This is a genomic window from Chitinophaga sp. (genome assembly GCF_017745275.1).
In the GTDB taxonomy this organism is placed as follows: domain Bacteria; phylum Bacteroidota; class Bacteroidia; order Chitinophagales; family Chitinophagaceae; genus Chitinophaga.
On record NZ_JAGHZS010000001.1, the window covers coordinates 263475 to 285133 of the forward strand.

Sequence of the window (21659 nt, forward strand, 5' to 3'; positions counted from 1 at the left end):
TGCTTTATGCTTTACGCTTTCTGCTATCGTTCATATTTCTGCATCCATTGCAGGAATTTTTCCGGGTAATCGGTATCTCCTTTTTCGCTGAAGAGCATGAGGCTCCTGTTGACGGTGAAGCCAAGGTAGATAATATCGCGGTCCAGGTCTACTGCAATAACGGCTTCATCATAGCCTGATTTACCGGGCATATAGCCTTCATTAAAAAGAATTTTATTTTCCACTTCCACGGGTGGTGTTACCTTAAATCGTTCAAAGAAAGATTTTTTGGCTTTGCCAATGAGGGTGTTAAAGCGGGTTTTAAGTGGTTCATTATCGAAGAGGCCATTTTCCATGGCGTACTTGCCATCGTAGCTGAGGAAGCTGTTCCAGGAAGCTACAAGGTCTGTTTGAATCGCATCGCCGCCGGCGATCATTGTATCTGTGTGTGGTAAATTAGTTTGGTCTGCCAACTCCACTGATCTTATTTGCCGGGCCGGGCCATTACAGGCGGCTACAAGGAAGGTTAAAGGTAACAGTGACGCTACCCGAATCCGTTTCACACTCATGGTTAAATTTTATTTTTTGATAGTAACGGGGCTCACAGAAGCCAGCGGGTACCACTTTCCCGGCAGCTACAGTAAAATGTGTCAGTGGAAGGTTAACAAGTCAGATAACAAAAAAGTTTAATGGTTTTCAATAAAATGGGTGTTACTTTCCTTTAAATACAGCGGGCCTTTTTTCCATAAAAGCCTGCATGCCTTCCTTCTGATCTTCAGATGCAAAGAGAAGATAAAAATTCTTACGTTCAAAATGTAATCCTTCTTCCAGGGAAGAATCGAATGTTTTTAGCACTGCCTCTTTGGCCATTTTAAGGGCGACAGGGCTCATGGCAGCGGTTTCGCTGGCCAACTTCACGGCTTCCTTCAGGAAGAGCTCTACAGGCACCACGCGATTAATTAAGCCGGCTTGTAATGCTTCCTGTGCGGTAATAAAGCGACCGGTGAGTACCATTTCCATGGCCAGGGCTTTTCCCACGGCACGGGTCAATCGTTGGGTACCGCCGGCACCGGGCATTACGCCCAGTTTTATTTCCGGTTGTCCGAAGCGGGCAGTTTCGCTGGCCACGATCATATCGCACAGCATGGTGAGCTCACAACCACCACCGAGGGCGAAGCCGCTGACTGCCGCAATGATAGGTTTCTTTATTTTTTTGATGGCATCCCAGGTACTGAACTGGTCGATATTATACATGTCCATGGCCGTTTTATCGGCCATCTGCTTAATATCTGCGCCTGCTGCGAAAGCTTTTTCGTTGCCGCTGAGTACAATCACCCTCACCTGTTCATCAGCATCCAGCATTTTCAGTGCATCTCTCAGTTCTCCCATGAGTTGCAGGTTCAATGCATTCAGTTCTTTGGGGCGGTTTAATTGGATGTGGGCTACAAAAGGCGCCACTTGCTGGTGTATGATAATGTATTCCGGGTTCATCTTTAAAGTTAAAGAAATATGCTAAAAATAAGGAACAGGAAGCCTAAAAATACGAATACAGCTGCCGCAAAATAAGCGGTGAGCAAGCCTACGGCTTTCCAGAACGACTTGAAGAAGCCCTGGCTGTAGTTGTTCATCAACGCCCGTATCAGGTAAAGGAAGATCAGCCAGTATGCGATAGTCATGAACAGATCGCTATGGAAAATAGCTTCCCATAAAAACCCAACCAGGAGTACTATAAAGGCAAAAGAATGAAAGTGAATAGCGAAGATAGCATGGTCCGCATAGAGCCATCTTTTCTTATCATACAGCCATTTCATAAACAATGCAAACAGTGGTAGCATCAGGAACATCAACTTTGGCAGGTTATGCATGAATATTTCCACGATAGCTGCCTGGATATTTTTCCCATATTTATGACGGATTTCCGCTATGCGCCGGAAGAAAAGTCGTGACGCACCGTGATAACGTTCGCTTTCCGGCAGCTTCGCCTGTGCGGAGTCAAATGCTTTCACGGAACTAAAGTTGCCGGCATCTTCGGCTAATCTTTTTATCTTCTTTGTTTTCGCCGATGAATCCCCGGCGAAGGCCTGATCAAGACCTTCATTCAGTGTTAAATTCCTGATGGTATCTCCCTCCGCCTTAGTGGCAGCGTTGTCAGACCTTGTCTCTGCTGTTTCCGGCTCTTCTTCTTCAGGGTGACTGGAATGAAGGGCAAAAACGCCAAAGAAAAAGACGAAAGAAACGAAGACGTATAGTTTGATTGGGTTTACATAACGTACTCTCCTGCCAGCCATATATTCCCTGGAAAGGAATCCTGGCCTGAAAAGCAGGGATTTCAGCGTCATCAGGAACTGAGAATCATAATGGAAAATATCGGCTACAAAGTGCTTAAAAAGGTGGCCAAAAGTTTCATGAGGTACTGTATTTTCCTGCCCACAATGGGTGCAAAAACGCTCAGGAACTTCTGTGCCACAGTTCAGACAGTGTTTATCCTCTCGTAAAGGTTGTGTTTTCAAGTGATTTAGATGGTTGTTGTACTCAAAAAGTATACAAGATAAAGAAGAAATTACGAATTATCCGCCAGAACCATACGGTTAAAAAATTTTAATATGATTTTTGCGTTTTACCTTTGTCACAATTAAAAATCAGCGATTTTTACATTCATGAAGAAAACGATTCTACTGGCACTAGGGATGCTGGCCTTTGCAGGCAGGGGGTTTTGTCAATATTACTTCCAGGATATCTACAATACGCAACAGACTATTGCCACGATGGCGCTGCTGAAAAGCAACAAGGTGAAGACCCAGAAGGTACAGACGCTGGACGCCAGCCTGGAAATAGATCCGGACTTCCGTTGTGAACGTAATCTGAGCCCTACCTACCACCAGATGCGGTCGCAAACGCAGTCCAGTGCAACCGGCTATTCAGCGATGACCTCTTCTTTTTCCACCAAGGGGCAGCTCACCAAAACAGTAGACAGCTCTTCTGCCAGTGTGACCACTACTTTATACCGGTATAACAACGAGGGTCAGCTGCAATATATCAGCAGCACATCGATTGCGTTACAGAGCAAGATGCGTTTTGATGAAACGCGGAGCTATAGCTATGATGCGGCCGGCCGACTGCAGCAAATGATACAGAAGAAAGGGAACGGCAGTGATTCTACCGTAATTGCATTTAAAACAGATAGTCTTGGTCATGTTATAGAGGAGTTTGATCAACGTCAGCGTAAACGGACTTACTACAACTACGATAAATCCGGGCATCTGACAGATGTATATCGTTATCAGCCTGCGAAGAAACGGATGTTGCCGGATTATATTTTTGAGTATAATGCGCAGGGCCAGGTAACAAAGATGACTACCGTGAACGCACAAACGTCGTCTTATACGATCTGGGCATATGAATATCAGCCGAATGGGTTACCTTTGAGGGAAACCTGCTATGGCAAAGGAAAAGAGATGTTAGGAATGGTGAAATACAGCTATGATCTGAATCCGTAAAAACAGTTTAGAAAAAAAGAGATTTATAAAATATTTCAGTTCAGGCAGAAAAAAATTTTGCAACTTCAAAAAGAATCCTATCTTTGCAATCCCAACGAAAAAAGCTGATAGCTGAAAACGTTGTAAAGTTCTTCATTTCAAGCGAAAGTAGCTCATTTGGTAGAGCACGACCTTGCCAAGGTCGGGGTGGCCGGTTCGAGCCCGGTCTTTCGCTCAGTGTAAAATTCCCTACACACCCTGGTGGTGGAATTGGTAGACACGCGGGACTTAAAATCCCGTTTGCAGCAATGCAAGTGTGGGTTCGACTCCCATCTGGGGTACTTTTAGAGCGGACGCTCTTAAGTTTTGAGAAAAGGCATCGACGATAGTTGGTGCCTTTTTTGTTATGAATGAATCCAATTTTCTACTTACTCTCTAAAAGAGTTATTTTCATCGGTTATCTAATATCTTTTGTTTCATACTTCATTATTTCGTGCCTCATACTTTTTCTTTAATCTTAAATATTCTCTGAACTCTCTTTCATCCTCTTCCTTTTTTACAGCATCCCAATATTCTCCCAGTTCGTTGCTATTACGATCCATATAGCCAGGAATAATAATCAAAGCCCATTCATTTGCGATATCAGTCCAAGCTTGTGCAGCTGCATCTATAATAGATGTTATCTGGATTTTCTTTCGCTCTTCAAATGAACGTGGAAAATAGTGATGATTGATGCTACTATAATATGGAAATATATGCTTTGCGCTGGCATTCCACCAATCACGATAATTCTCATTGAATTTTTTAAACGGCTCGTCAATAATAAAATTAAAGGAATCATCTAGTTGATTAAATCTTAAAAAAGCAAATATTTTATATGCAGCTATTAACTCCTTAGGTTTGTCTTTTAAATAACGTCCCAGATGAGCACCTGTATTCAAAATGGGATTTTCCGAAAAGTAAAATTGAGCTTGTCTATTTTTTTCAAACCAAGGAGAATGCGGCGAATGCTTTTCACGATTAAATTTAATAAACGTCACATCAGGAACATTCAAAGAAATCCAATATTCATAGATGCTACTCCAATTTTTCAAATTCATAACAAACAAATTTTTTGGGTAAATACTCAGATAAAATCCATAAATGGATGAGATAAACTAAAATTCTCAAAAATTGAAATTACAATATTTATGTATTATAACTTAGCGTTCCATAGTAGTAAAACCAAATATTGAAAGCTATTTGAGATGTGGGCTTTATCTGAAAAAATTTAAACTTGGCTGAAATATCCGCTTTATAAATATTTACGACAAAAAAAATGTCGCAAAATAATTTAACGACATTTTTTTGTCGTAAATTCAAACAAATATTATAATAATCATGGCTTTCTCCACTCCTGAAAAAACTGCTATTGTGAAAGCAATTCAAGAATTTCCTGATGGCGCTACTCTTGAAGATATTATCTCATCAAGCGGATTGGTGTTGAATCGTCGTACATTTCAACGAAGGTTAGAAACTATGAGAAAATCAGGTGAAATAATAATATCTGGCGCAACTCGCAACCTACGTTATCACTTGGCCGATCAATATTTGGAAGAAAAGAAGATCCAGTCCTCCGATATTCTACTATCTAATCCGGCACAAGAGATTCTTTCAATTGTCCAAAAGCCGATCCAGCAACGTGCTCCAGTTGGCTATAATCGCAGTTTTCTGGAGAAGTATCAGCCGAATATCACTAATTATCTATCTCCAACAGAACTGCAAAAGCTGGCGGTGTTAGGTAATACTGCCAGACTAAATGAACCTGCAGGTACCTATGCGAAAGAAATCCTGAATAGACTATTGATAGACTTATCCTGGAACTCCAGCCGCCTGGAAGGTAACACTTATTCCCTTCTCGACACCGAACGACTGATTTCTTCCGGACATATCGCAGATAACAAATCCGCGAAAGAGGCTCAAATGATCCTAAATCACAAGGATGCTATTGAATTTATTGTGCAATTAGCAGATGAAATTGGATTTAACAGGTATACCCTGTTAAACCTTCACTCTCTCCTTTCTAACAACCTTTTACCTAATCCTGCTGCATCAGGAAGATTGAGACATATTCCAGTAGGCATTCAAAACAGCGTTTATACTCCACTAGCTGTTCCACAGCTCATTGAAGAAATGTTTGATCTGATACTTGATAAAGTCTCTCAAATCGAGAATCCCTTTGAACAGGCATTTTTCATTATGGTACATATACCTTATTTACAGCCTTTCGATGATGTAAATAAAAGAGTATCCAGATTAGCTTCTAACATTTCATTGAATAAGCATAATCTGGCTCCTTTATCCTTTATTGATGTTCCGAACGAATTGTATACAAAAGGCCTGATCGGGGTTTATGAGCTTAACAGCGTAGAACTACTAAAGGATGTCTTTCTCTGGGCTTATGAGCGCTCAGCGGCCCAATACTCGGCACTCAGACAATCTCTCGGCGAGCCAGATCCATTCCGGCTGAAATATCGCGATCAAATCCGTTCCATTATCCGTAAAATAATATCCGAGGCAATGACTAAATCCAAAGTAGAGCCATACTTGCAAGATCAGGCCCAGGAGTTGCCTGAGATGGATAGACCTAAGTTAATCGAGGTGGTAGAAACAGAATTACTATCGCTGCATGAAGGGAATTTCGCCAGATATATGGTTCGCCCCTCTGAATTCAAGAAATGGCAGAAAGAGTGGAAAAATTAAATATCCGTGATCGTAATCATAATACCACGGATTTCGGATAAGAATGAAATAACATTTTCCAAATAACTCCCATCTGGGGTACACAATCAAAACTGGCGTTCTGAAAATTTTAAAAGGCAACGCGTGAGCGTTGCCTTTTTTGTTTGTGCAAGATTCGATAATAGCTACTGCGCCTTACAAATAACAATACTATCAGTGCCGGCAAACACGAGGTGCCTCCGGAAAAATCAGTTTCATTAGTTTAATTTTTTCCGCCTTTCTGTATGTAGTAAACAACTCTTTCAAATGCATCAATTTCTCCTCCGCTATTGAGCATATCCAGTACTGGTAATTTCTTGATGATGAAGATGCCAGGGGATTTCTATTCAGCTATGAAAAGTTATTCGGAGTTAAAGATCTTTCAGAAACGGACATAAAAAGTCAAAAAGAATCCAAAGAGACGAGTATTGACAGAACATTGTGCCTGTTCTACGTAGGATGTAGTAGAGCTGAAAAAAGTCTTGCTATAGTCATTTACACTAAGGAGCCGGACTTAGCTAAGCAAGATATGCTCAGCCAAAAATGGTTCACGGAGAATGAATTAATAATGATCTAAAAAACCAATTTTCACTTCTATTATATTGAACAAAACCAAGATGAATCTGTATGATAGTCTCTATAGGTATATAGATGTAATAATCAATTGAAAATGTTATATTAGGGATATGACGTTTGAGAAACTATCCTTACAATTTAAAACTGCACGCCCACTAATCATCCTCCGCGCTGGGAGCGCCCCATTTATGCTTTCCTTTTTCCAGAAGGTTTTCCGTCAGTCTCACATCACTACTATTAGCAATCATGAGCTAAGAAATAAACTGGAGTCCTTCATGGAGGACTTAGAATATTCACAAAGAGATGACGAACTAGATAACAATACGTTATTTGACGACTATTCTCAAAAGGCATCCCAATATATTGATAAATGGAGTAATGCAGGTTTTCTCAGGAAATATCCTAATGACTCTGGTGAAGATCTTCATGAACTTACTACTGATACTATTAAAGTATTTGACTGGTTGGAAAGCCTAGACAGACCGGATCATATTGGAGCCAATAGTAGGTTTAGGGATATATTCTTTAAGCTTAAAACAATAATTGAGCAAAATACAGAAAATACAGAACTACGTATACAGAAGTTGGAGCAAAAAAAATGGGAGATTGAGAATGAAATTAATCTTCTAAAATTGGGAAAGCAACCGACCTTCTCCGACAATACTGAAATAAAGGAGGAATTCTACAACTTAAATAAAATGGCAAGAGAACTCCTGAATGATTTTGCAGAAGTGGAACAGAATTTCGAACAAATCAGAAAAGAAGTACAACGCAAATACACAGAAAAAGATATTGTCAAAGGCTCTTTATTAGTATATGCCTTAGATGCACTTGATGAAATTGAAAATAAAGATCAGGGAAAAAGCTTCAAAGCATTTTGGGAATTTCTGATGGATGAAAAAAAACAGCAGGAATTCATGGAATTGACCGACAAATTATATCAATTACTACAAGATAGGGAAATTGATTTTAATAATGATCGTTTTTTAAGATACATTAAAAGATACCTATATACATCTGGTCGTCGAGTAATCGATTCTAACCAAAAATTAAGTGAAAAAATAAGTCGGGTTCTTTCGGAGAAAAATTTATTAGAACGCCGGCGTGCATTAGATTTGATAAATGATATTAGGAAAATGGCCTATGATCTGGTTGAAACCAAGCTAAAAGACGATGCCTTTATTTCGATCGAAATGGAGTCTGATATTGCTTTATTTAACCGTTGGGAATTACATGACGGAAAAGAAATAAACATCAACACTATCTATCCAGATGGTGTTGGTGGCAATCTTTCTGAAGACGTTAATCTTAGAGCCTTGTTTGATCAATTTACCATTGACAAAAAGAAACTACAACAAAATATTGACTCCATGCTTATTGGAGAAACCAATCAAGTTACATTAAAGCAGATAATTGATAAATATACCATACAGAACGGCCTGAGCGAGGTAATTGGTTATGTATCCATTGCCAGTAGTTCTGATCAACATCTTATTTTAGATGAAATTAACGACCCTATCTGGATAAATAATAGGAAGGTAAATGTACCAATGATTATATATACTAGGCCCCCAAAATAGTTTATATGGAACAGTCAAATACTCGAACCCATTACGCCCATATTATAATTAAACTTCTACAAGGTCCTATTTACGTAGAGGAAAAGGCATCATGGCGCGATCTACAGGCATGGAAAACCTCCATATTGGAATATATATCCAAAATCGGGCTTGAATTGATTTTAAATGAAATCGATGGATTTGCATATTTGATTCAACCTGATGCAGACGAACATGACGAAAATCCTTTACCTAGGCTCATGCGCAAGCAAAATCTCAGTTATGAAACCACTTTGCTTTGCATTATACTTAGAGAAATGCTTGAAGAATTTGATATACTAAAGGAAGGGAATACGTTGTTTTTGACTCAAAAAGAAGTCAAGGAACGAATTGAGTTATTTTATAAAGAACAAGCCAACAAGAGTAAATTATGGCGGGAACTAGCAAGACCAATAAATAACTTACAGACTATTGGCATTTTAAAATTAAATCGTGAGGATCCACTCAACAAGGATAATAATCAATATGAAGTTAAGCGAATTATAAAGGCGTTGATAAATAATGAGAAACTGGAAGAAATCAAACAAAAGCTAGCATCCTATGTCAACACTGTTCATGAATAATAATGCTGAAGGCGGATACCGTTTGCGCTACATGGAGATTTATAACTGGGGGACATTTCATGGCAAAGTTTATAAATTGATTCCAAATGGGCGAACCTCTCTACTGACAGGTGCTAATGGTAGCGGTAAAACAACACTTATTGATGCCTTACTTACTTTGTTAGTTCCATCAAATAAACGGTTCTATAATCAATCTTCCGGCGCAGAGATAAAAAAGGAACGCGATGAACAATCCTATTTTTGGGGATATCATGGAAAAACATATTCCGAGGAAGACGAAACATCTAAGACTGAGCAACTACGCAATAAGGCAGAGAATCCATACTCGGTTTTGTTGGCATGCTTTCAAAACTCTGGCACACTACATACAATCACGCTTGTACAAATCAGGTGGTTTTCGGGAGGCAGTCTTAAGAAAGCATATATTATCGCGCCTTACCCCCTTACTGTCGCGGAACATTTTGGAAAAGATCAATTTGATATTAGAGGAGAATGGCGTAAAAAGATAAAAAAGCAATTCCCCAAATTAGACTTATATGATAGCTTTAAGGACTATAGCAGCCGATTTAGCGACCTATTTGGATTAAAAGAAAAAGCGCTATCTCTCTTTAATCAAACGGTAGGGATCAAAGTGCTAGGTGATTTAACCCAGTTCGTTAGACAACAAATGCTGGAGGAACCCGAGTCTGAAGAACAATTCAAGCATCTACATAGTCACTATATGGATTTGCTTATTAGTCATAATGCTATCAAGAAAGATGAAAAGCAACTGGAATTACTAACTCCTATTGTAGATAATAAAATTTCATTGGTAAAACAAGAAAACGATCTTGATATCCTTTTACACCTTTCTACTCTGGCTCCCTTATATGCGGATAAACTAGAATTTACCATATTAAATAAAAAAACTGAATCTTTAGAACAAAGCATATCAATACAGAACCAAAAGAAAGAAGAACTAAGTAATATAGTCCGACTAGAAGAGATGGAAAGGGATCAGCTTATTTCTCAAAAGGCAGCATTAAATATTGACCACCAAATTGGATTACTAAACAAGGATCTTACCTCTGAAATTGAAAAGCGAGATCGAAAACAAGCACACTCCACCGACTATAACAAACTGGTTGTTCATCTCGGGTTACATACCGTCGCCAATGAAGTGGATTTCCATGAGAATTTAAAAATTCTTCAGGAAAAGAAAACCAAATTAGAAGATCAATTGGAAGAACTAACTGAAAAACGCTTTGACTATAAGTCTATCCAAAAACAACTTCAGGAAAAAACTGAACAATTACAAGCTGCTGTTAACTCTTACATGAACCGGAAAAACCGAATTCCTCCGGATTTAATTCATGTAAGGGCTCAACTACTAGATTTATTGGAAACAGGAGAGGAAGAGCTACCATTTGTAGGAGAGCTTTTAAGAGTAAATGATAGTGAATCTCACTGGGAAGACTCAATTGAAAGAGTTTTAAATAGTTTTTCTCGCCAATTGGTTGTACCCGAAAGATACATTAAACAGGTCAATCATTTTGTACATTCCAATAACTTGGGCACCCGGCTAATCTATCAGTTGGTAGATACAAAAAAAGGGCAATCTTATATTATTTGGCCAACCGAAGAGGAGTTACTTATTAATAAACTCGAGATAAAAAATTCTACATCTTATAAAGATTGGCTAAAGAACCAGCTATTTGAGCGATATAATTACCTCTGTACAGATAATCTAGAAGTTTTTTATGGGTCAAGGAAATCCATTACATCTAATGGACTGATTCGTAATCTCCATCGTCACGAGAAAGACGACCGTCCAAATAAATGGAGTAAGCTTAATTACACATTAGGCTGGGATAATAAAGAAACTATACAACTTCTTATGGGTGAAAAAGAATTGGCCCAGAAGGAATACCGAAGCATCAACAAACAGCTTGAAGAGCACTTACTCGTCATAAAAAAACTAGAAAACGTCAGACCTCTACTAATACAAATGTCCCTAGTAGCTTCTTTCGATGAAATTAATTGGGAAAAACACGCTGTCAAAATTGAATCCATATTACGTCAGGTTGAAGAACTAAAAGGATCCTCCGATCAATATCAGGCAATTTCAAAGCAACTGGAACAGATAGAAGCATCATTGATCGAAAAAAAGAAGACTGTAGAGACCTATATAAAGGAGATTACAAAACAAGAAAGTGATTATCTAAGATTTAATCAGCGAAAAATAGCTATTAAATTTGATATTTTATCAGAGGAGGAAGAAGCATCTATACAATCATTCTTTGCTATAGAAAAAATTGAAACGAATGAAGTTATTACCCTGGAAGCTTTGGCAAAATTTAAAGAGGAAACGCAAGAATTATTAAAAAAGAAGACCACTGTATCCGCCGAAAACATTAGAAAGATTAAGGAAAGTACTATTGAAAAAATAGCTGAATTCTTACATCCTCCCGACAACCTACTGCGCGAATTTCCCGACTGGAGTGGTGATGTGATTAATATTTCAACACAGCTCACAAGTCTGGACGAATTGGAGGATATATATAATAATATCCGCCACCAAAGACTAGTAGAACATAAACGGCGATTTAGAGAATATATGGATAAAAGTATGCTTGATGCGCTGACTAGTTATCGCACCTGGCTAAACAATGAGGAGGAAAAAATTAAAGACGTAATAGCTGAACTAAATATTCCTTTACGTAAGATTACTTTCAACAAAAATCCAGACACCTATCTTCAACTAGAGTACCGTCCAACAAAGGAGCAAGAGATTAAATTATTCAAAGAGCAGCTTAGCTCCGCTATTCCCAGTGCGCTTGAATTCAGTATCCAAACAGATGATGCCTATAGAGAGAATGTATTTCAACAGATAAAAAATTTGATAACTGAATTACAAAAGGAGGAAACATGGCGAAAAAAGGTTACCGACATTCGAAACTGGCTTAGTTTCAGTGCTAGGGAACATTCAGCTGCAGATAATAAACCTGGACAATATCATGATAATACCGCCAGTTATTCAGGTGGACAAAAGGCGCAATTCACCTATGCTATCCTAGGTGCAGCTATAGCCCATCAATTTGGCATTTTTGAAGAAGGGAAGCAGCATCGAAGTTTAAGATTTATTACTGTGGATGAAGCTTTTAGCAAACTAGATCCCGAGAAAAGTCAATTCTTAATGGAATTCTGCGCTCAGCTTAATTTACAGATTTTGGTTGTAACCCCATTGGACAAAATTAATATAGCAGAGCCTTATATCCATGCAGTCCATTTCGTCGAGATTAAAAATAAACGGCATTCCGTAGTCTATAATCTAACAATGGACGAATACAGAGATAGGAAAGAGGAATTTAATCACCTAGCCACAATTACAGAATGATCACTCCCGCTGAACTAAAGACAAAAGCAGATAAACAATTTTTTAAAATAATGTCTGCTCAATTAAAAGGTTCTCTCATTTTTCCTATAGCTATTCGTAGTGATAAACAAATCACAGGGAGTAACTACACTGACTGGAAAAATGATGTACTCCCTCTTTACCAAGGCTCTAAATCGATTATAGGAAAAGGATATTCGGTTGACTGGAAATACAAAATCATCAACGGTACCCGTCAACAGGTACCGACAAATATTTACATCGAAACACTGGAGGACTATTTATACTTAACTCATCGCTCAGTCGATTATAAAAAAATTAGCCATGCCCATAGCTTGATAACTATATATTTTGCAGAATTGGTAATTTGGGCAAGCAACAATCCTTCAATTCTGCTTACTTATGCAACTGAATGGGAAGAGCTGTTATTAGTTTGCAAATTCTTTACATCAAATAGTGCCCCTTATCCATACTACATCCGAGAACTACCATTTGAAGTCCATTCAAAATTTATTGAACAACATACAGGCATTTTAAAAAAATTATTGGATATCCTGCTACCAGAGAAAATGATTAACAAGAATGAGACTGATTTTACTTTAAGATACTATTTAAAAAAAGCAAATACTTTCACTCAGATCCGATTACTTGATGATGAGCTCAAACCTTACCTTGGTTATAAAGAATGTAGTCTTCCGTTAGACGATGTTGCATGGTTAAAATGGACTCCATCAAAAGTTTTTATAATTGAAAACAAGACCTGCTTTCTAACATTTCCCAAGATCAAAGACGCTATCGCCATCTTTGGAGAAGGGTTTAAAAGCAGTCTAACTAAACATATCCCCTGGCTGCAAAATACAGATATTTATTGTTGGTTTGATCTAGATGGATCAGGATTTGAAATGTTAAATATGATTCGTCAATACTATCCAAATGCATCGAGCTTTCTGATGGATATCAAGACATTTGAAGCTTTTGAAAACTTTGTAGTTGCAAATAGTCCAAAAATAAAGACGCTTAACTATCTGATGCCAGATGAACGAAAGCTTTATCACTATCTTGTCAGCCAAAAACTACGATTAGAACAAGAAAGAATTTCTCAACAGTTTGTCCAACAATCTATACAGAAATTAAATTAATAGCTAATGGAACATGAGATAAAATCTAATTCAGTTAAAAATGAAGTGTAATAGCTACTACTTGATCTGACAGTACGAGGGATTTTTGTATGGTTAAGTAGTAGCTAAAGATAGCTCATTTATTTGTTTTTCTTTAGCCCGGTGCTTACTTACCATAAAGGTCTCCATTGGCGTTTTTCCGTAACAATATTTTCCGCTGTGTGGCCTTTGATTATTATAATATTCCAACCACCCGTCCAGGTCAGCTTGTAGTTGTTCTAATGTTGTGTAAAGTCTTTTACGGAAAGCAACCACATAAAATTCCTCTTTAATAGTCCGATTAAGCCTTTCACAAATACCATTAGACTGAGGGCTTCTGACTTGTGTTTTAGAGTGTTCTATGCCCTCTATTGTTAAATACAGCTCATATTCACGATGCTCATACTTGCCTTTATATTCAGATCCTCTATCAGTTAAAATGCGCATCATAGGTACCTGCTGTTCTTCAAAAAATGGCAGCACCCTGTCATTAAGGAGGTCCGCTGCTGTAATAGCATTTTTCCGGTCATAAACTTTTGCAAAGGCAATCCTGGAATAGGTATCAATAAAGGCTTGCTGGTAGATCCTTCCAACTCCTTTAATATTACCAACGTAGTAAGTGTCTTGTGCACCAAAATAGCCTGGGTGCTCTGTTTCTATTTCTACGAAGGCTTTCCTTTTCTCTTTTTTGCGCTCAATTGCCATCATCTGTGCTTCTGTAAGAACTATTCCATCCTGAGCGACCCTAGCAAGCCCTAATGATGTTTCATCCCCGAAAATAAACTGCTGCCTTCTATTTGGATTGTGTCTTCCGGGAAATACTCTGCCTAAGAAAAAAAAATTGCGTGTCTATGCCTGTTTATCAAAGTAACTTTTGCAGATGTTGATATAACGCTAACGACTATTGCGTCCGACAAATAACAATACTATCCGTGCCGGCAAATACCAGGTTGGAATGCCGGTTCACTAACAAAAACACTTCATTATTATGATCAATTACCCGGTAATCCGAAAGCGCTTTCGGAAGTTCCAGTTCTATAAGCTGTTTCGTATCCAGCTCTAATAACTTCTGTTTGTTTTTCCAATCATCTGATTTAAATGCCGGCGTCAGTATGGCATACTTGCCCGATGAAGAGAATATGCATTCTTTACCTCCCTTTTTATTCTCTTTGTACAATCTCCCCAGAGAAAATAATGTTTCTTTTACTGTTCCTTTTTCATCTACCGTACTTAATTCCGAGAACTCCATTCCAGGCTTTAAATAACCGCCATCCCTGTCGCCGATCCCGTACAGGAGTGAAACGTTCTTTTTATTCAGCGCATGCAAGATTGTAAATGCTTTCTGCGGCTTATCGAAACTTTCGTTTTCCACGGCGATCGGTTGTTTGTTGTTCCAGTATTTTAAATCCAGCCAACTGGCAGTCTCTTTTTCTACATCGACCAACAGGTTGGCTGCATATACAGGTAACATGCCTGCATTGGTGAAAAGTATAGGTATTATGTTGGTATCAGTGTTGCCGGCCGAATAGTAATTAGACAGGGCTCTATCGAAATTTGGATACTTTGTTTTAGGAAGATGATTAGTGATAGAAATCCTGGTGGGTGTGTTTTTATTGCCTTCACTATATAGAATGACGATATCATTTTTAGAAGAATAAAGCCCTGCATAGTTTTGAAAATGGAAGAAAGCCGGCGTTTCGAAAACATCACAGGCTATTTCATCTACCCGTGTTTCCACGATTTCATTCCCTTTAAACCACGCTAAAAAGCAGGTGTCGTCCTGTGAATAATATCCCACAACGGTTCCCGTATTTAAGAGTACGATCCTGTGAAATTGTTTTTGTGCGGCATCCTGGATTTCAAATGTCTGGGTAGGTGCTAATTTCATTATGCTTTATTTGGGCTTTAGAGCTGGTTAGTACAGTGGTTAAACTAATATAAACAAACCTGCAAATAGGGGCAAATTTTATTAGAATGAGCTGAATATATACAATATAACACACAAAATTAAAGGCACTGATAAAGCTTATCAGTACCTTTAATTTGGGTCAGAATAAACCGATCGAATCAATCAGGAATTCTGCTTTATTAATTAGCGACAGGATAGGTATAATTAAACATCCATTTGATACCAAACTTATCTTCACACATGCCAAAATAAGCGCCCCAAAACGTTTTATTCACAGGCATTTCAATTTTTCCACCAGTTGAAAGTGCTTTAAACAGGCTATCCACTTCTTCTTCTGAATCGGCCTGAATCACCAGGTGTATATTATTTCCCAACTGCACTTTCTGTTCCATTGACTCCAGGAAGTCTGTAGCCATCAGCACAGCTCCACTTTTCGTGGTGAGTATTATATTCATAATTTTATCCCGCTCATGCGGCTGCATATTTTCGCTACCGGGAGTATCCCTGAAACGGGCGAAGGAAGTGAACTCTCCGCCAAAAACAGACTTGTAGAAATTCATGGCCTCTTCAGTATTACCCTGAAAATTGAAATAAGTGGTGATTGCTTGCATGATAAAGATGTTTTATGCTGAAAACAAAGGTAAAGACAGAAAGCAATCACCATAAACGGTAAATCCGGCAACTTATGACAGGTGTTTGCGTCATTTGTTTGATTTACATTTGGTCATTATGATCAAGATATTCATCCTCGCCGTAAGAAATGCCGGCGTGGCATCCATTGTGGACTGCCAGCAAGTTTTTACCATGGTGAACACCTTTCTGACCGAGCGGGGCAAAAAGGCGCTGTTTGAGGTACGACTCGCAGGCATTACAGACGACGTAAACTATAATGGAGGCCTTTTTAAAGTAAAACCGGAAGTGAGGCTGCAGGATATACAAACTGCAGATCTCATTATAATCCCTGCCTTAACAGGTGATATGACTACTGCGGTGATGCTGAATACACCCTACTCGCTGTGGGCCGCCGAACAATATAAAGAGGGTGTTGAAATCGCCTGCTTAAGCTCCGGTGTTTTTATACTTGCCTTCTCCGGGCTCCTGAAAGGCCGGCAATGTACCACCCACTGGAGTTATGCCAATGAGTTAAAGTTCTACTACCCTTCCATCGATGTGGCAGATGAACGTATGATCACCGACCAACATGGCCTGTATTCCTGCGGAGGTGGTAATGCCTACTGGAACTTACTGCTACACCTGGTGGAAAAATACGCAGGCCGGGAAATTGCCATCTACGCTGCTAAATATTTCGTTATTGACCTCGATAAAAGTATACAGTCACCCTTCATTGTGTTCCATGGCCTGAAAGAACATCACGATGACAATATCAAAGAAGTACAATCATATATTGAAAAGCATTATAAAGAAAAGCTCACGGTAGATGAACTGGCGAAGGCATTCAACATGAGCCGAAGGTCCTTTGAACGACGATTTAAAAAAGCCACCAGGAATACCGTTGCTGAATATATACAACGGGTTAAAATTGAAGGAGCAAAAAAACAACTGGAAATAGGAAGAAAATCTATCCGGGAAGTAATGCTGAATGTTGGCTATACAGATACCCAAAGCTTTAGAGACGTTTTCCGGCGCTTTACAGGCATGACTCCTGTAGAATACAAAAACAAATACGCGAGGAAAATACTGGACTGACCAAAATCTATGCTTCTATCAGCGGAGTACCTGCTTCTTTTTCTTATTATTGTTACCACAATTCATTAGCATGCAGGAGCAACTGACTAAATTTATTACAGACAGGATTCAATTAACCGAAGCTGATCTACAACAAGTACTTTCCTGTTTCCATCTGCTGGTTGCAAAAAAGAATGAAATAATTGGAAGAACAGGAGAACCATCGAGACGAATGTTTTTCGTCAACAAAGGATGCCTGCGCGTATATTACATAAAACCCGACGGAAGAGAAGCTACGCGCCGGTTTGCTTTCGAAAATTCCTTTTCTACCTCTTTAACGTCTTTTATCGGTGGTACATTGCTCAAGGAAGATACGCAAGCCGTTGAGCCATCACAGTTGCTGTATATTAACCGGGAAGATTTTTACAGGCTGCTTAACACCATTCCTAACTGGGAAAAATTCTATCGCGGTTTCCTCGAACAAGCCTATATCATTAATACCAGCAGGCTGGAAGACTTTATTACCCTCAATCCACGGGAGCGTTATCAGTTACTGCTAAAAGAAAACCCCGAAATGGTGCTCCGACTCCCTAATAAGTTAGTGGCAAATTATCTCAATATTACCCAGGAAGCACTCAGCAGAATAAAATCCGGATCCTGATTATTTGATCCTGATCAATGTTATAGAAAACAGATAGCTGGACTTTTGTGTCTCAAATTAATTCAGCTATGCGTATTATCACATTAGAAGAACACGTTACTTTACCTGAGTTTGCCCACGAGATACAACAATGGCCTCTTCCACCACAAGCAATGGAAAAACTGGAAGACATCAACAATGCCCGCTTACAATCCATGGACGATAACGGTATTGATATACAGGTATTATCTGTAGTAGGCCGGGGCGCGGAAAGTTTACCTCCCCGGGAAGCCCTGCAATTTGTTGCCAGGTATAATGATTTGCTGGCCGCAAAAATTGCCGTACATCCTACCCGGTTCAGGGCATTTGCGCATTTACCCATGTGCGCTCCTGAAGCAGCTGCAAACGAGCTGGAAAGAGTAAAATCAGCACATCATTTCTGTGGCGCTTTAATCAACGGGCTTACCAATGGTAAATTCCTCGACCATCCTGATTTCACGCCACTGCTGGCAAAAGCAGAGCAATTACAAATGCCGCTGTACCTGCATCCTGGCCTGCCACCCAAAGCGGTTGCCGATGCCTATTACAACGATCTGCCGGGATCATTAAGTGTGATGCTTGCGTGCGGCGGTTGGGGATGGCATGCGGAAACAGCCCTGCACATACTACGTTTGATTACCACAGGCACACTGGACCGGTATCCCCGGTTAAAGCTTATCATTGGTCACATGGGAGAAATGATACCGATGATGATGTCCAGGCTGGATGAAAAATTCGAGGCAGGCACGGGCTATCATCAGCGGTCTGTGAGCCAAACCCTGCGTGATCAGGTACACATTACTACCAGTGGCATTTTTACATTACCTCCACTGATGGCCGCACTGGGAACTTTTGGTATTGATAATGTCATGTTCTCGGTAGACTATCCTTTCAGTACAAATGAAGTAGGGAAGCAATTACTGGAGAGCATTCCATTGCCACCTGATCAAGTAGCGAAGATAGCAGGCGGAAATGCAGAGAGATTATTGGGCTTGTGAGGGTAAACAGTGAACCCGGTTAATGGTAGTGTTTAATAACATTCTAATCCGTCTTCACGGTCAGGCCTACCGGGAATTACTTTTTGTCAGAAATTCCGAAAAATGTCACAAATCGATGCATTAAATTAAACAAGCGAGGCCTTCCCCAGGGAAACGCCTCGCCTGTATTAACCACCTCTATGTTTCACAAAAGCTTCTCCTGTTGCCAGGTGAATTAATAAGCTCCGATCTCCGCCAGCGCGCAAGATCTGCCATCATCATAACTGCTGCTGGTTACGATCCGGAAATACCGGGCATCTACCGGTGTAGTAAAGGAAATAAACTGGTCCATATCACTTTTTCTCAAAGTAAACACTCCTGCCTGCGTCCAGTTACCGGTGGCTGTTTTAGTGTATACGGTCACATCTTTTATGCCTGGCCATACTCCCTGACGATCCCTGAAAGTGAGTCCATTCAATAAATGCGAAGTACCCATATCTATTGTGAGTTGATGAGGGTGGGTGGGCTCTGCACCACTGTATTGAGTATGCCAATAGGTAGATGGATCATTATCCAGTGCGTTGGTAGCAGGATAGCCGCTTTCTTCTGAATCAACATCCGCGATCACCCAACCGGTTTTAGGAATTTCCGGTTTGGAACCGATAGCCGGATCCAACACGGGTTCCTGGTTGATAAACGAATAATGATACGTTACAATGGTTTGCCGGTATCCATTTGTTCCTAACAGGTCAACACGCAATGCATAAGTGCCGGTCAGGTCCCAGAGCTCACTGATGGGCGTTGAAATATTAAAACTATCTGTTCCTATTGGAGCGGCGGACCAGCTGGGTGTATCATAGGAATCTGCATTTGCATCAGGGTCCTGGTACACATTGATGCCATTCACAGGTTGTGCGGCAAAGAAACGTCCGCTAACTACCATGTTACCATTGGAATAGCTGACATTCACTTTTTTTACATAAGATTTAAAAGACTGCTGGTAATTGGTCACCGGTGTATTATTAAATAATTCACAGTTGTTTAAAATAGCACAGGCAGCTTTTGATAAAATAGTTCCTTTAGTGAAATCGTTCCAACTCATCAGCGAGGTGCCAATGGTAGCGGCTTCACTCTTCTTTTCTTTGTCGTGCGGTAACCCCAGTCCATGGCCCAGTTCATGTGCATTGCCTGCTACCCAGTCGATTCCCACACCGTACTGTTTGATGTCCAGTTTGGAGTGGTCCAGAATAAAAGCCCAGTTGCCAATACCATAGTAAGGTACATCTGCATGTGTCACATCGGGTACTGGTGTAATGACGAGATAATGCTCACTTCTTTTTTCGTCAGGATGCTGCTGGAAGTAAGCATTGATATCGTCCATCATAGGTCCGGCGCCGCCGTTATATGGATACGAAGACGCCGGATGCGAACCGTGAATAACAGAAAATACCACCTGGGTACCGGCAGCATTGGTTTGGAGGCCGAAGGTTTTAGAACCAAATCCATTGCGGTTCATTTCACCGCGATAAAAGTCCCGGTAAAAAAACAACATGTCCGTCATTCGTTCCCGGTAGCGTGTTAATGTATCTTGCCCTTGTGGTAGGAAATAGATGACATTCAGTTTATAAAGACTTTGATTAGCAGGCGGTGGTTTCTTTTCCTCCGTATTCTTCTCCGCTATTTTAGCGCAGGAAGCTAATGAAAGTACCAGGCCGATAAAGGCGGCGTAAGTCCAGCTTGTAATTGTTTTCATATGTTTATTTTGAGGATGAAAAATCTACAATGCTCCATACAGGTTGATTTCAGCCAGGAAGCCGAAGAAATTCGGCCCCTTGGTGAGTACCACTTTTATATATTTCCAGGACTTTGGCGCTACAGAAAAAAATTGCTCTTCATTTTTCTGTTGGAAAGGAAATGTTCCCAGGTCTGTCCAGGTTTGACCATCGTTGCTTCCCATGAGTTGTATTTCTGTTTGTCCGCCTTTATTATTCTGTCGGTTCACCAGGCCTACCCTGGAGATGGTAGCCGTTGTTCCCATATTCACCGCAATCCAGTGTGGATAAGGGGTTTCGGCTTCCGCCCAACTGGTATGCCAGAACGTACCGATGTTGCCATCTATAGCTGCCGTAGCGTAGCCACTTACCGGGCCCTCCCCTCCTGCTTCCTGGTCACTGAAACCGGCGATAGACCAGCCGGTGCGGGAAAGTTTGATTTCAGTTAATGGGGTGATGGTAGCCGTTACCGGGTTGGATTGACGTCGTGATATATCCGTCACCGTTACTACCACTGCCAGCGGACTACCACCCGGCATGCCGGAAAGATAGCCGGCACCGTGCTGCGCGGCAGAGGTAAACGACTTAGCCATTACTTTATTGGTTGCCGGATCTGTATAGGCAGCATTTACGATCACGGTTTTACCGGAATTATTTTCCCAGGTAACCAGTGCTCCTCCTATAGATGGCGATATCTGCAGCGTACCGGCAATAGCGATATATACCGGTGGCTTGGGTGTCAGCGTCAAAGCAGTAATACCACTCACAGCGCCCGAAGGCCCCACTGCTTTGATGGTAAAAGCATAAGGCTTATCTGTGAGACTACTCACTACGGCAGTATCGGTATAGCGACTGAATTTAAATTCATTGACCTTCCCGGTACTATCGGTATAACTAATGGAAGTATAGAGATAATTAGCGGAATCGGCGGGCTTGTTGCTTACCGGATCCCAGGTAAAAATAGCTTCGCCATAACCGGCCACTCCTTTCACATTATTAAGCGGAGCAGGTGGTATACCTGCTTCTTCTTTCTTCCTGCAACTCACCAGGTTCATCAATAGCATCCCTGACAGGATACCTGCTAATAGTTTTTTATGCAGCATAATGAATGTTTTGAGATAAATACTTTTTTA

General features: G+C 40.2%; 17 protein-coding genes, 2 tRNA genes and 1 pseudogene. 11 read left to right on the plus strand and 9 right to left on the minus strand.

What is annotated here, in order from left to right; genetic code table 11:
• Window positions 1-23: 23 nt before the first annotated feature.
• The 3 genes from J7623_RS01160 to J7623_RS01170 form a co-directional block, all read right to left on the minus strand.
• Complete coding sequence (locus tag J7623_RS01160) at window positions 24-548, minus strand: hypothetical protein (RefSeq protein WP_291916263.1); 525 nt, start codon at window positions 546-548, stop codon at window positions 24-26.
• 142 nt (window positions 549-690) lie between these two features.
• Entirely contained in the window at window positions 691-1470 is a 780-nt protein-coding gene (locus J7623_RS01165; protein ID WP_291916265.1) for an enoyl-CoA hydratase-related protein, read from the minus strand.
• An 8-nt stretch (window positions 1471-1478) separates the two neighbouring features.
• Entirely contained in the window at window positions 1479-2489 is a 1011-nt protein-coding gene (locus tag J7623_RS01170) for a DUF3667 domain-containing protein (RefSeq protein WP_291916268.1), read from the minus strand.
• Between the two features lie 147 nt (window positions 2490-2636).
• Here J7623_RS01170 and J7623_RS01175 point away from each other — a divergent pair, with 147 nt between their 5' ends.
• The 3 genes from J7623_RS01175 (at window position 2637) to J7623_RS01185 (ending at window position 3796) form a co-directional block, all read left to right on the plus strand.
• Entirely contained in the window at window positions 2637-3476 is an 840-nt protein-coding gene (locus J7623_RS01175) for a hypothetical protein (RefSeq protein WP_291916269.1), read from the plus strand.
• 141 nt (window positions 3477-3617) lie between these two features.
• A tRNA-Gly gene (locus J7623_RS01180) sits at window positions 3618-3690 on the plus strand.
• Between the two features lie 20 nt (window positions 3691-3710).
• A tRNA-Leu gene (locus J7623_RS01185) sits at window positions 3711-3796 on the plus strand.
• A 135-nt stretch (window positions 3797-3931) separates the two neighbouring features.
• Here the strand turns inward: J7623_RS01185 and J7623_RS01190 are convergent.
• Window positions 3932-4555: a hypothetical protein gene (locus tag J7623_RS01190; RefSeq protein WP_291916272.1), complete on the minus strand. Its 624-nt coding sequence runs from the start codon at window positions 4553-4555 to the stop codon at window positions 3932-3934.
• 280 nt (window positions 4556-4835) lie between these two features.
• Between J7623_RS01190 and J7623_RS01195 the strand changes: the two genes are divergently transcribed.
• The 5 genes from J7623_RS01195 to J7623_RS01215 all read left to right on the plus strand — a co-directional run bounded on the left by J7623_RS01195 (window position 4836) and on the right by J7623_RS01215 (window position 13485).
• Entirely contained in the window at window positions 4836-6197 is a 1362-nt protein-coding gene (locus J7623_RS01195; RefSeq protein ID WP_291916275.1) for a Fic family protein, read from the plus strand.
• A gap of 704 nt (window positions 6198-6901) precedes the next feature.
• Window positions 6902-8371 (plus strand): DUF3375 domain-containing protein, encoded by a 1470-nt coding sequence (locus J7623_RS01200; RefSeq protein ID WP_291916278.1) that lies wholly within the window; start codon window positions 6902-6904, stop codon window positions 8369-8371.
• Window positions 8372-8376: 5 nt separating this feature from the next.
• Entirely contained in the window at window positions 8377-8973 is a 597-nt protein-coding gene (locus J7623_RS01205; protein ID WP_291916281.1) for a DUF4194 domain-containing protein, read from the plus strand.
• Window positions 8951-12349, plus strand: coding sequence for an ATP-binding protein (locus tag J7623_RS01210; RefSeq protein ID WP_291916284.1), 3399 nt, complete (start codon window positions 8951-8953; stop codon window positions 12347-12349). Before J7623_RS01205 ends, J7623_RS01210 begins: the two co-directional genes overlap by 23 nt.
• Window positions 12346-13485, plus strand: a complete 1140-nt coding sequence (locus J7623_RS01215) for a DUF3322 and DUF2220 domain-containing protein (protein ID WP_291916287.1) — start codon at window positions 12346-12348, stop codon at window positions 13483-13485. Before J7623_RS01210 ends, J7623_RS01215 begins: the two co-directional genes overlap by 4 nt.
• Window positions 13486-13578: 93 nt before the next feature.
• Here J7623_RS01215 and J7623_RS01220 read toward each other — a convergent pair.
• The 3 genes and pseudogenes from J7623_RS01220 to J7623_RS01230 form a co-directional block, all read right to left on the minus strand.
• Window positions 13579-14253, minus strand: a pseudogene (locus J7623_RS01220) (IS481 family transposase); the annotation flags it as partial.
• 151 nt (window positions 14254-14404) lie between these two features.
• Window positions 14405-15391, minus strand: coding sequence for a hypothetical protein (locus J7623_RS01225; RefSeq protein ID WP_291916290.1), 987 nt, complete (start codon window positions 15389-15391; stop codon window positions 14405-14407).
• Between the two features lie 200 nt (window positions 15392-15591).
• Window positions 15592-16023, minus strand: a complete 432-nt coding sequence (locus J7623_RS01230) for a VOC family protein (RefSeq protein ID WP_291916293.1) — start codon at window positions 16021-16023, stop codon at window positions 15592-15594.
• Between the two features lie 118 nt (window positions 16024-16141).
• On the opposite strand from J7623_RS01230, the gene J7623_RS01235 reads away from it, so the two are divergent.
• From J7623_RS01235 to J7623_RS01245, 3 genes are all read left to right on the plus strand, one after another.
• Window positions 16142-17119, plus strand: coding sequence for a helix-turn-helix domain-containing protein (locus tag J7623_RS01235; RefSeq protein WP_291916296.1), 978 nt, complete (start codon window positions 16142-16144; stop codon window positions 17117-17119).
• Window positions 17120-17189: 70 nt separating this feature from the next.
• Window positions 17190-17759, plus strand: coding sequence for a Crp/Fnr family transcriptional regulator (locus J7623_RS01240; protein WP_291916299.1), 570 nt, complete (start codon window positions 17190-17192; stop codon window positions 17757-17759).
• A 68-nt stretch (window positions 17760-17827) separates the two neighbouring features.
• Window positions 17828-18775, plus strand: coding sequence for an amidohydrolase family protein (locus J7623_RS01245; protein ID WP_291916302.1), 948 nt, complete (start codon window positions 17828-17830; stop codon window positions 18773-18775).
• 214 nt (window positions 18776-18989) lie between these two features.
• Here J7623_RS01245 and J7623_RS01250 read toward each other — a convergent pair whose 3' ends face one another.
• Window positions 18990-20507: a discoidin domain-containing protein gene (locus J7623_RS01250; RefSeq protein ID WP_291916305.1), complete on the minus strand. Its 1518-nt coding sequence runs from the start codon at window positions 20505-20507 to the stop codon at window positions 18990-18992.
• A 24-nt stretch (window positions 20508-20531) separates the two neighbouring features.
• Window positions 20532-21629, minus strand: coding sequence for a discoidin domain-containing protein (locus tag J7623_RS01255; RefSeq protein WP_291916308.1), 1098 nt, complete (start codon window positions 21627-21629; stop codon window positions 20532-20534).
• Window positions 21630-21659: the final 30 nt, after the last annotated feature.

Excerpts from the sequence above, each read along its gene's own strand:
- J7623_RS01160 (WP_291916263.1), bottom strand. The coding sequence starts at position 548 with ATGAGTGTGAAACGGATTCGGGTAGCGTCACTGTTACCTTTAACCTTC.
- J7623_RS01165 (WP_291916265.1), bottom strand. The coding sequence starts at position 1,470 with ATGAACCCGGAATACATTATCATACACCAGCAAGTGGCGCCTTTTGTA.
- J7623_RS01175 (WP_291916269.1), top strand. The coding sequence starts at position 2,637 with ATGAAGAAAACGATTCTACTGGCACTAGGGATGCTGGCCTTTGCAGGC.
- J7623_RS01190 (WP_291916272.1), bottom strand. The coding sequence starts at position 4,555 with ATGAATTTGAAAAATTGGAGTAGCATCTATGAATATTGGATTTCTTTG.
- J7623_RS01195 (WP_291916275.1), top strand. The coding sequence starts at position 4,836 with ATGGCTTTCTCCACTCCTGAAAAAACTGCTATTGTGAAAGCAATTCAA.
- J7623_RS01200 (WP_291916278.1), top strand. The coding sequence starts at position 6,902 with ATGACGTTTGAGAAACTATCCTTACAATTTAAAACTGCACGCCCACTA.
- J7623_RS01205 (WP_291916281.1), top strand. The coding sequence starts at position 8,377 with ATGGAACAGTCAAATACTCGAACCCATTACGCCCATATTATAATTAAA.
- J7623_RS01210 (WP_291916284.1), top strand. The coding sequence starts at position 8,951 with ATGTCAACACTGTTCATGAATAATAATGCTGAAGGCGGATACCGTTTG.
- J7623_RS01215 (WP_291916287.1), top strand. The coding sequence starts at position 12,346 with ATGATCACTCCCGCTGAACTAAAGACAAAAGCAGATAAACAATTTTTT.
- J7623_RS01225 (WP_291916290.1), bottom strand. The coding sequence starts at position 15,391 with ATGAAATTAGCACCTACCCAGACATTTGAAATCCAGGATGCCGCACAA.
- J7623_RS01230 (WP_291916293.1), bottom strand. The coding sequence starts at position 16,023 with ATGCAAGCAATCACCACTTATTTCAATTTTCAGGGTAATACTGAAGAG.
- J7623_RS01235 (WP_291916296.1), top strand. The coding sequence starts at position 16,142 with ATGATCAAGATATTCATCCTCGCCGTAAGAAATGCCGGCGTGGCATCC.
- J7623_RS01240 (WP_291916299.1), top strand. The coding sequence starts at position 17,190 with ATGCAGGAGCAACTGACTAAATTTATTACAGACAGGATTCAATTAACC.
- J7623_RS01245 (WP_291916302.1), top strand. The coding sequence starts at position 17,828 with ATGCGTATTATCACATTAGAAGAACACGTTACTTTACCTGAGTTTGCC.
- J7623_RS01250 (WP_291916305.1), bottom strand. The coding sequence starts at position 20,507 with ATGAAAACAATTACAAGCTGGACTTACGCCGCCTTTATCGGCCTGGTA.
- J7623_RS01255 (WP_291916308.1), bottom strand. The coding sequence starts at position 21,629 with ATGCTGCATAAAAAACTATTAGCAGGTATCCTGTCAGGGATGCTATTG.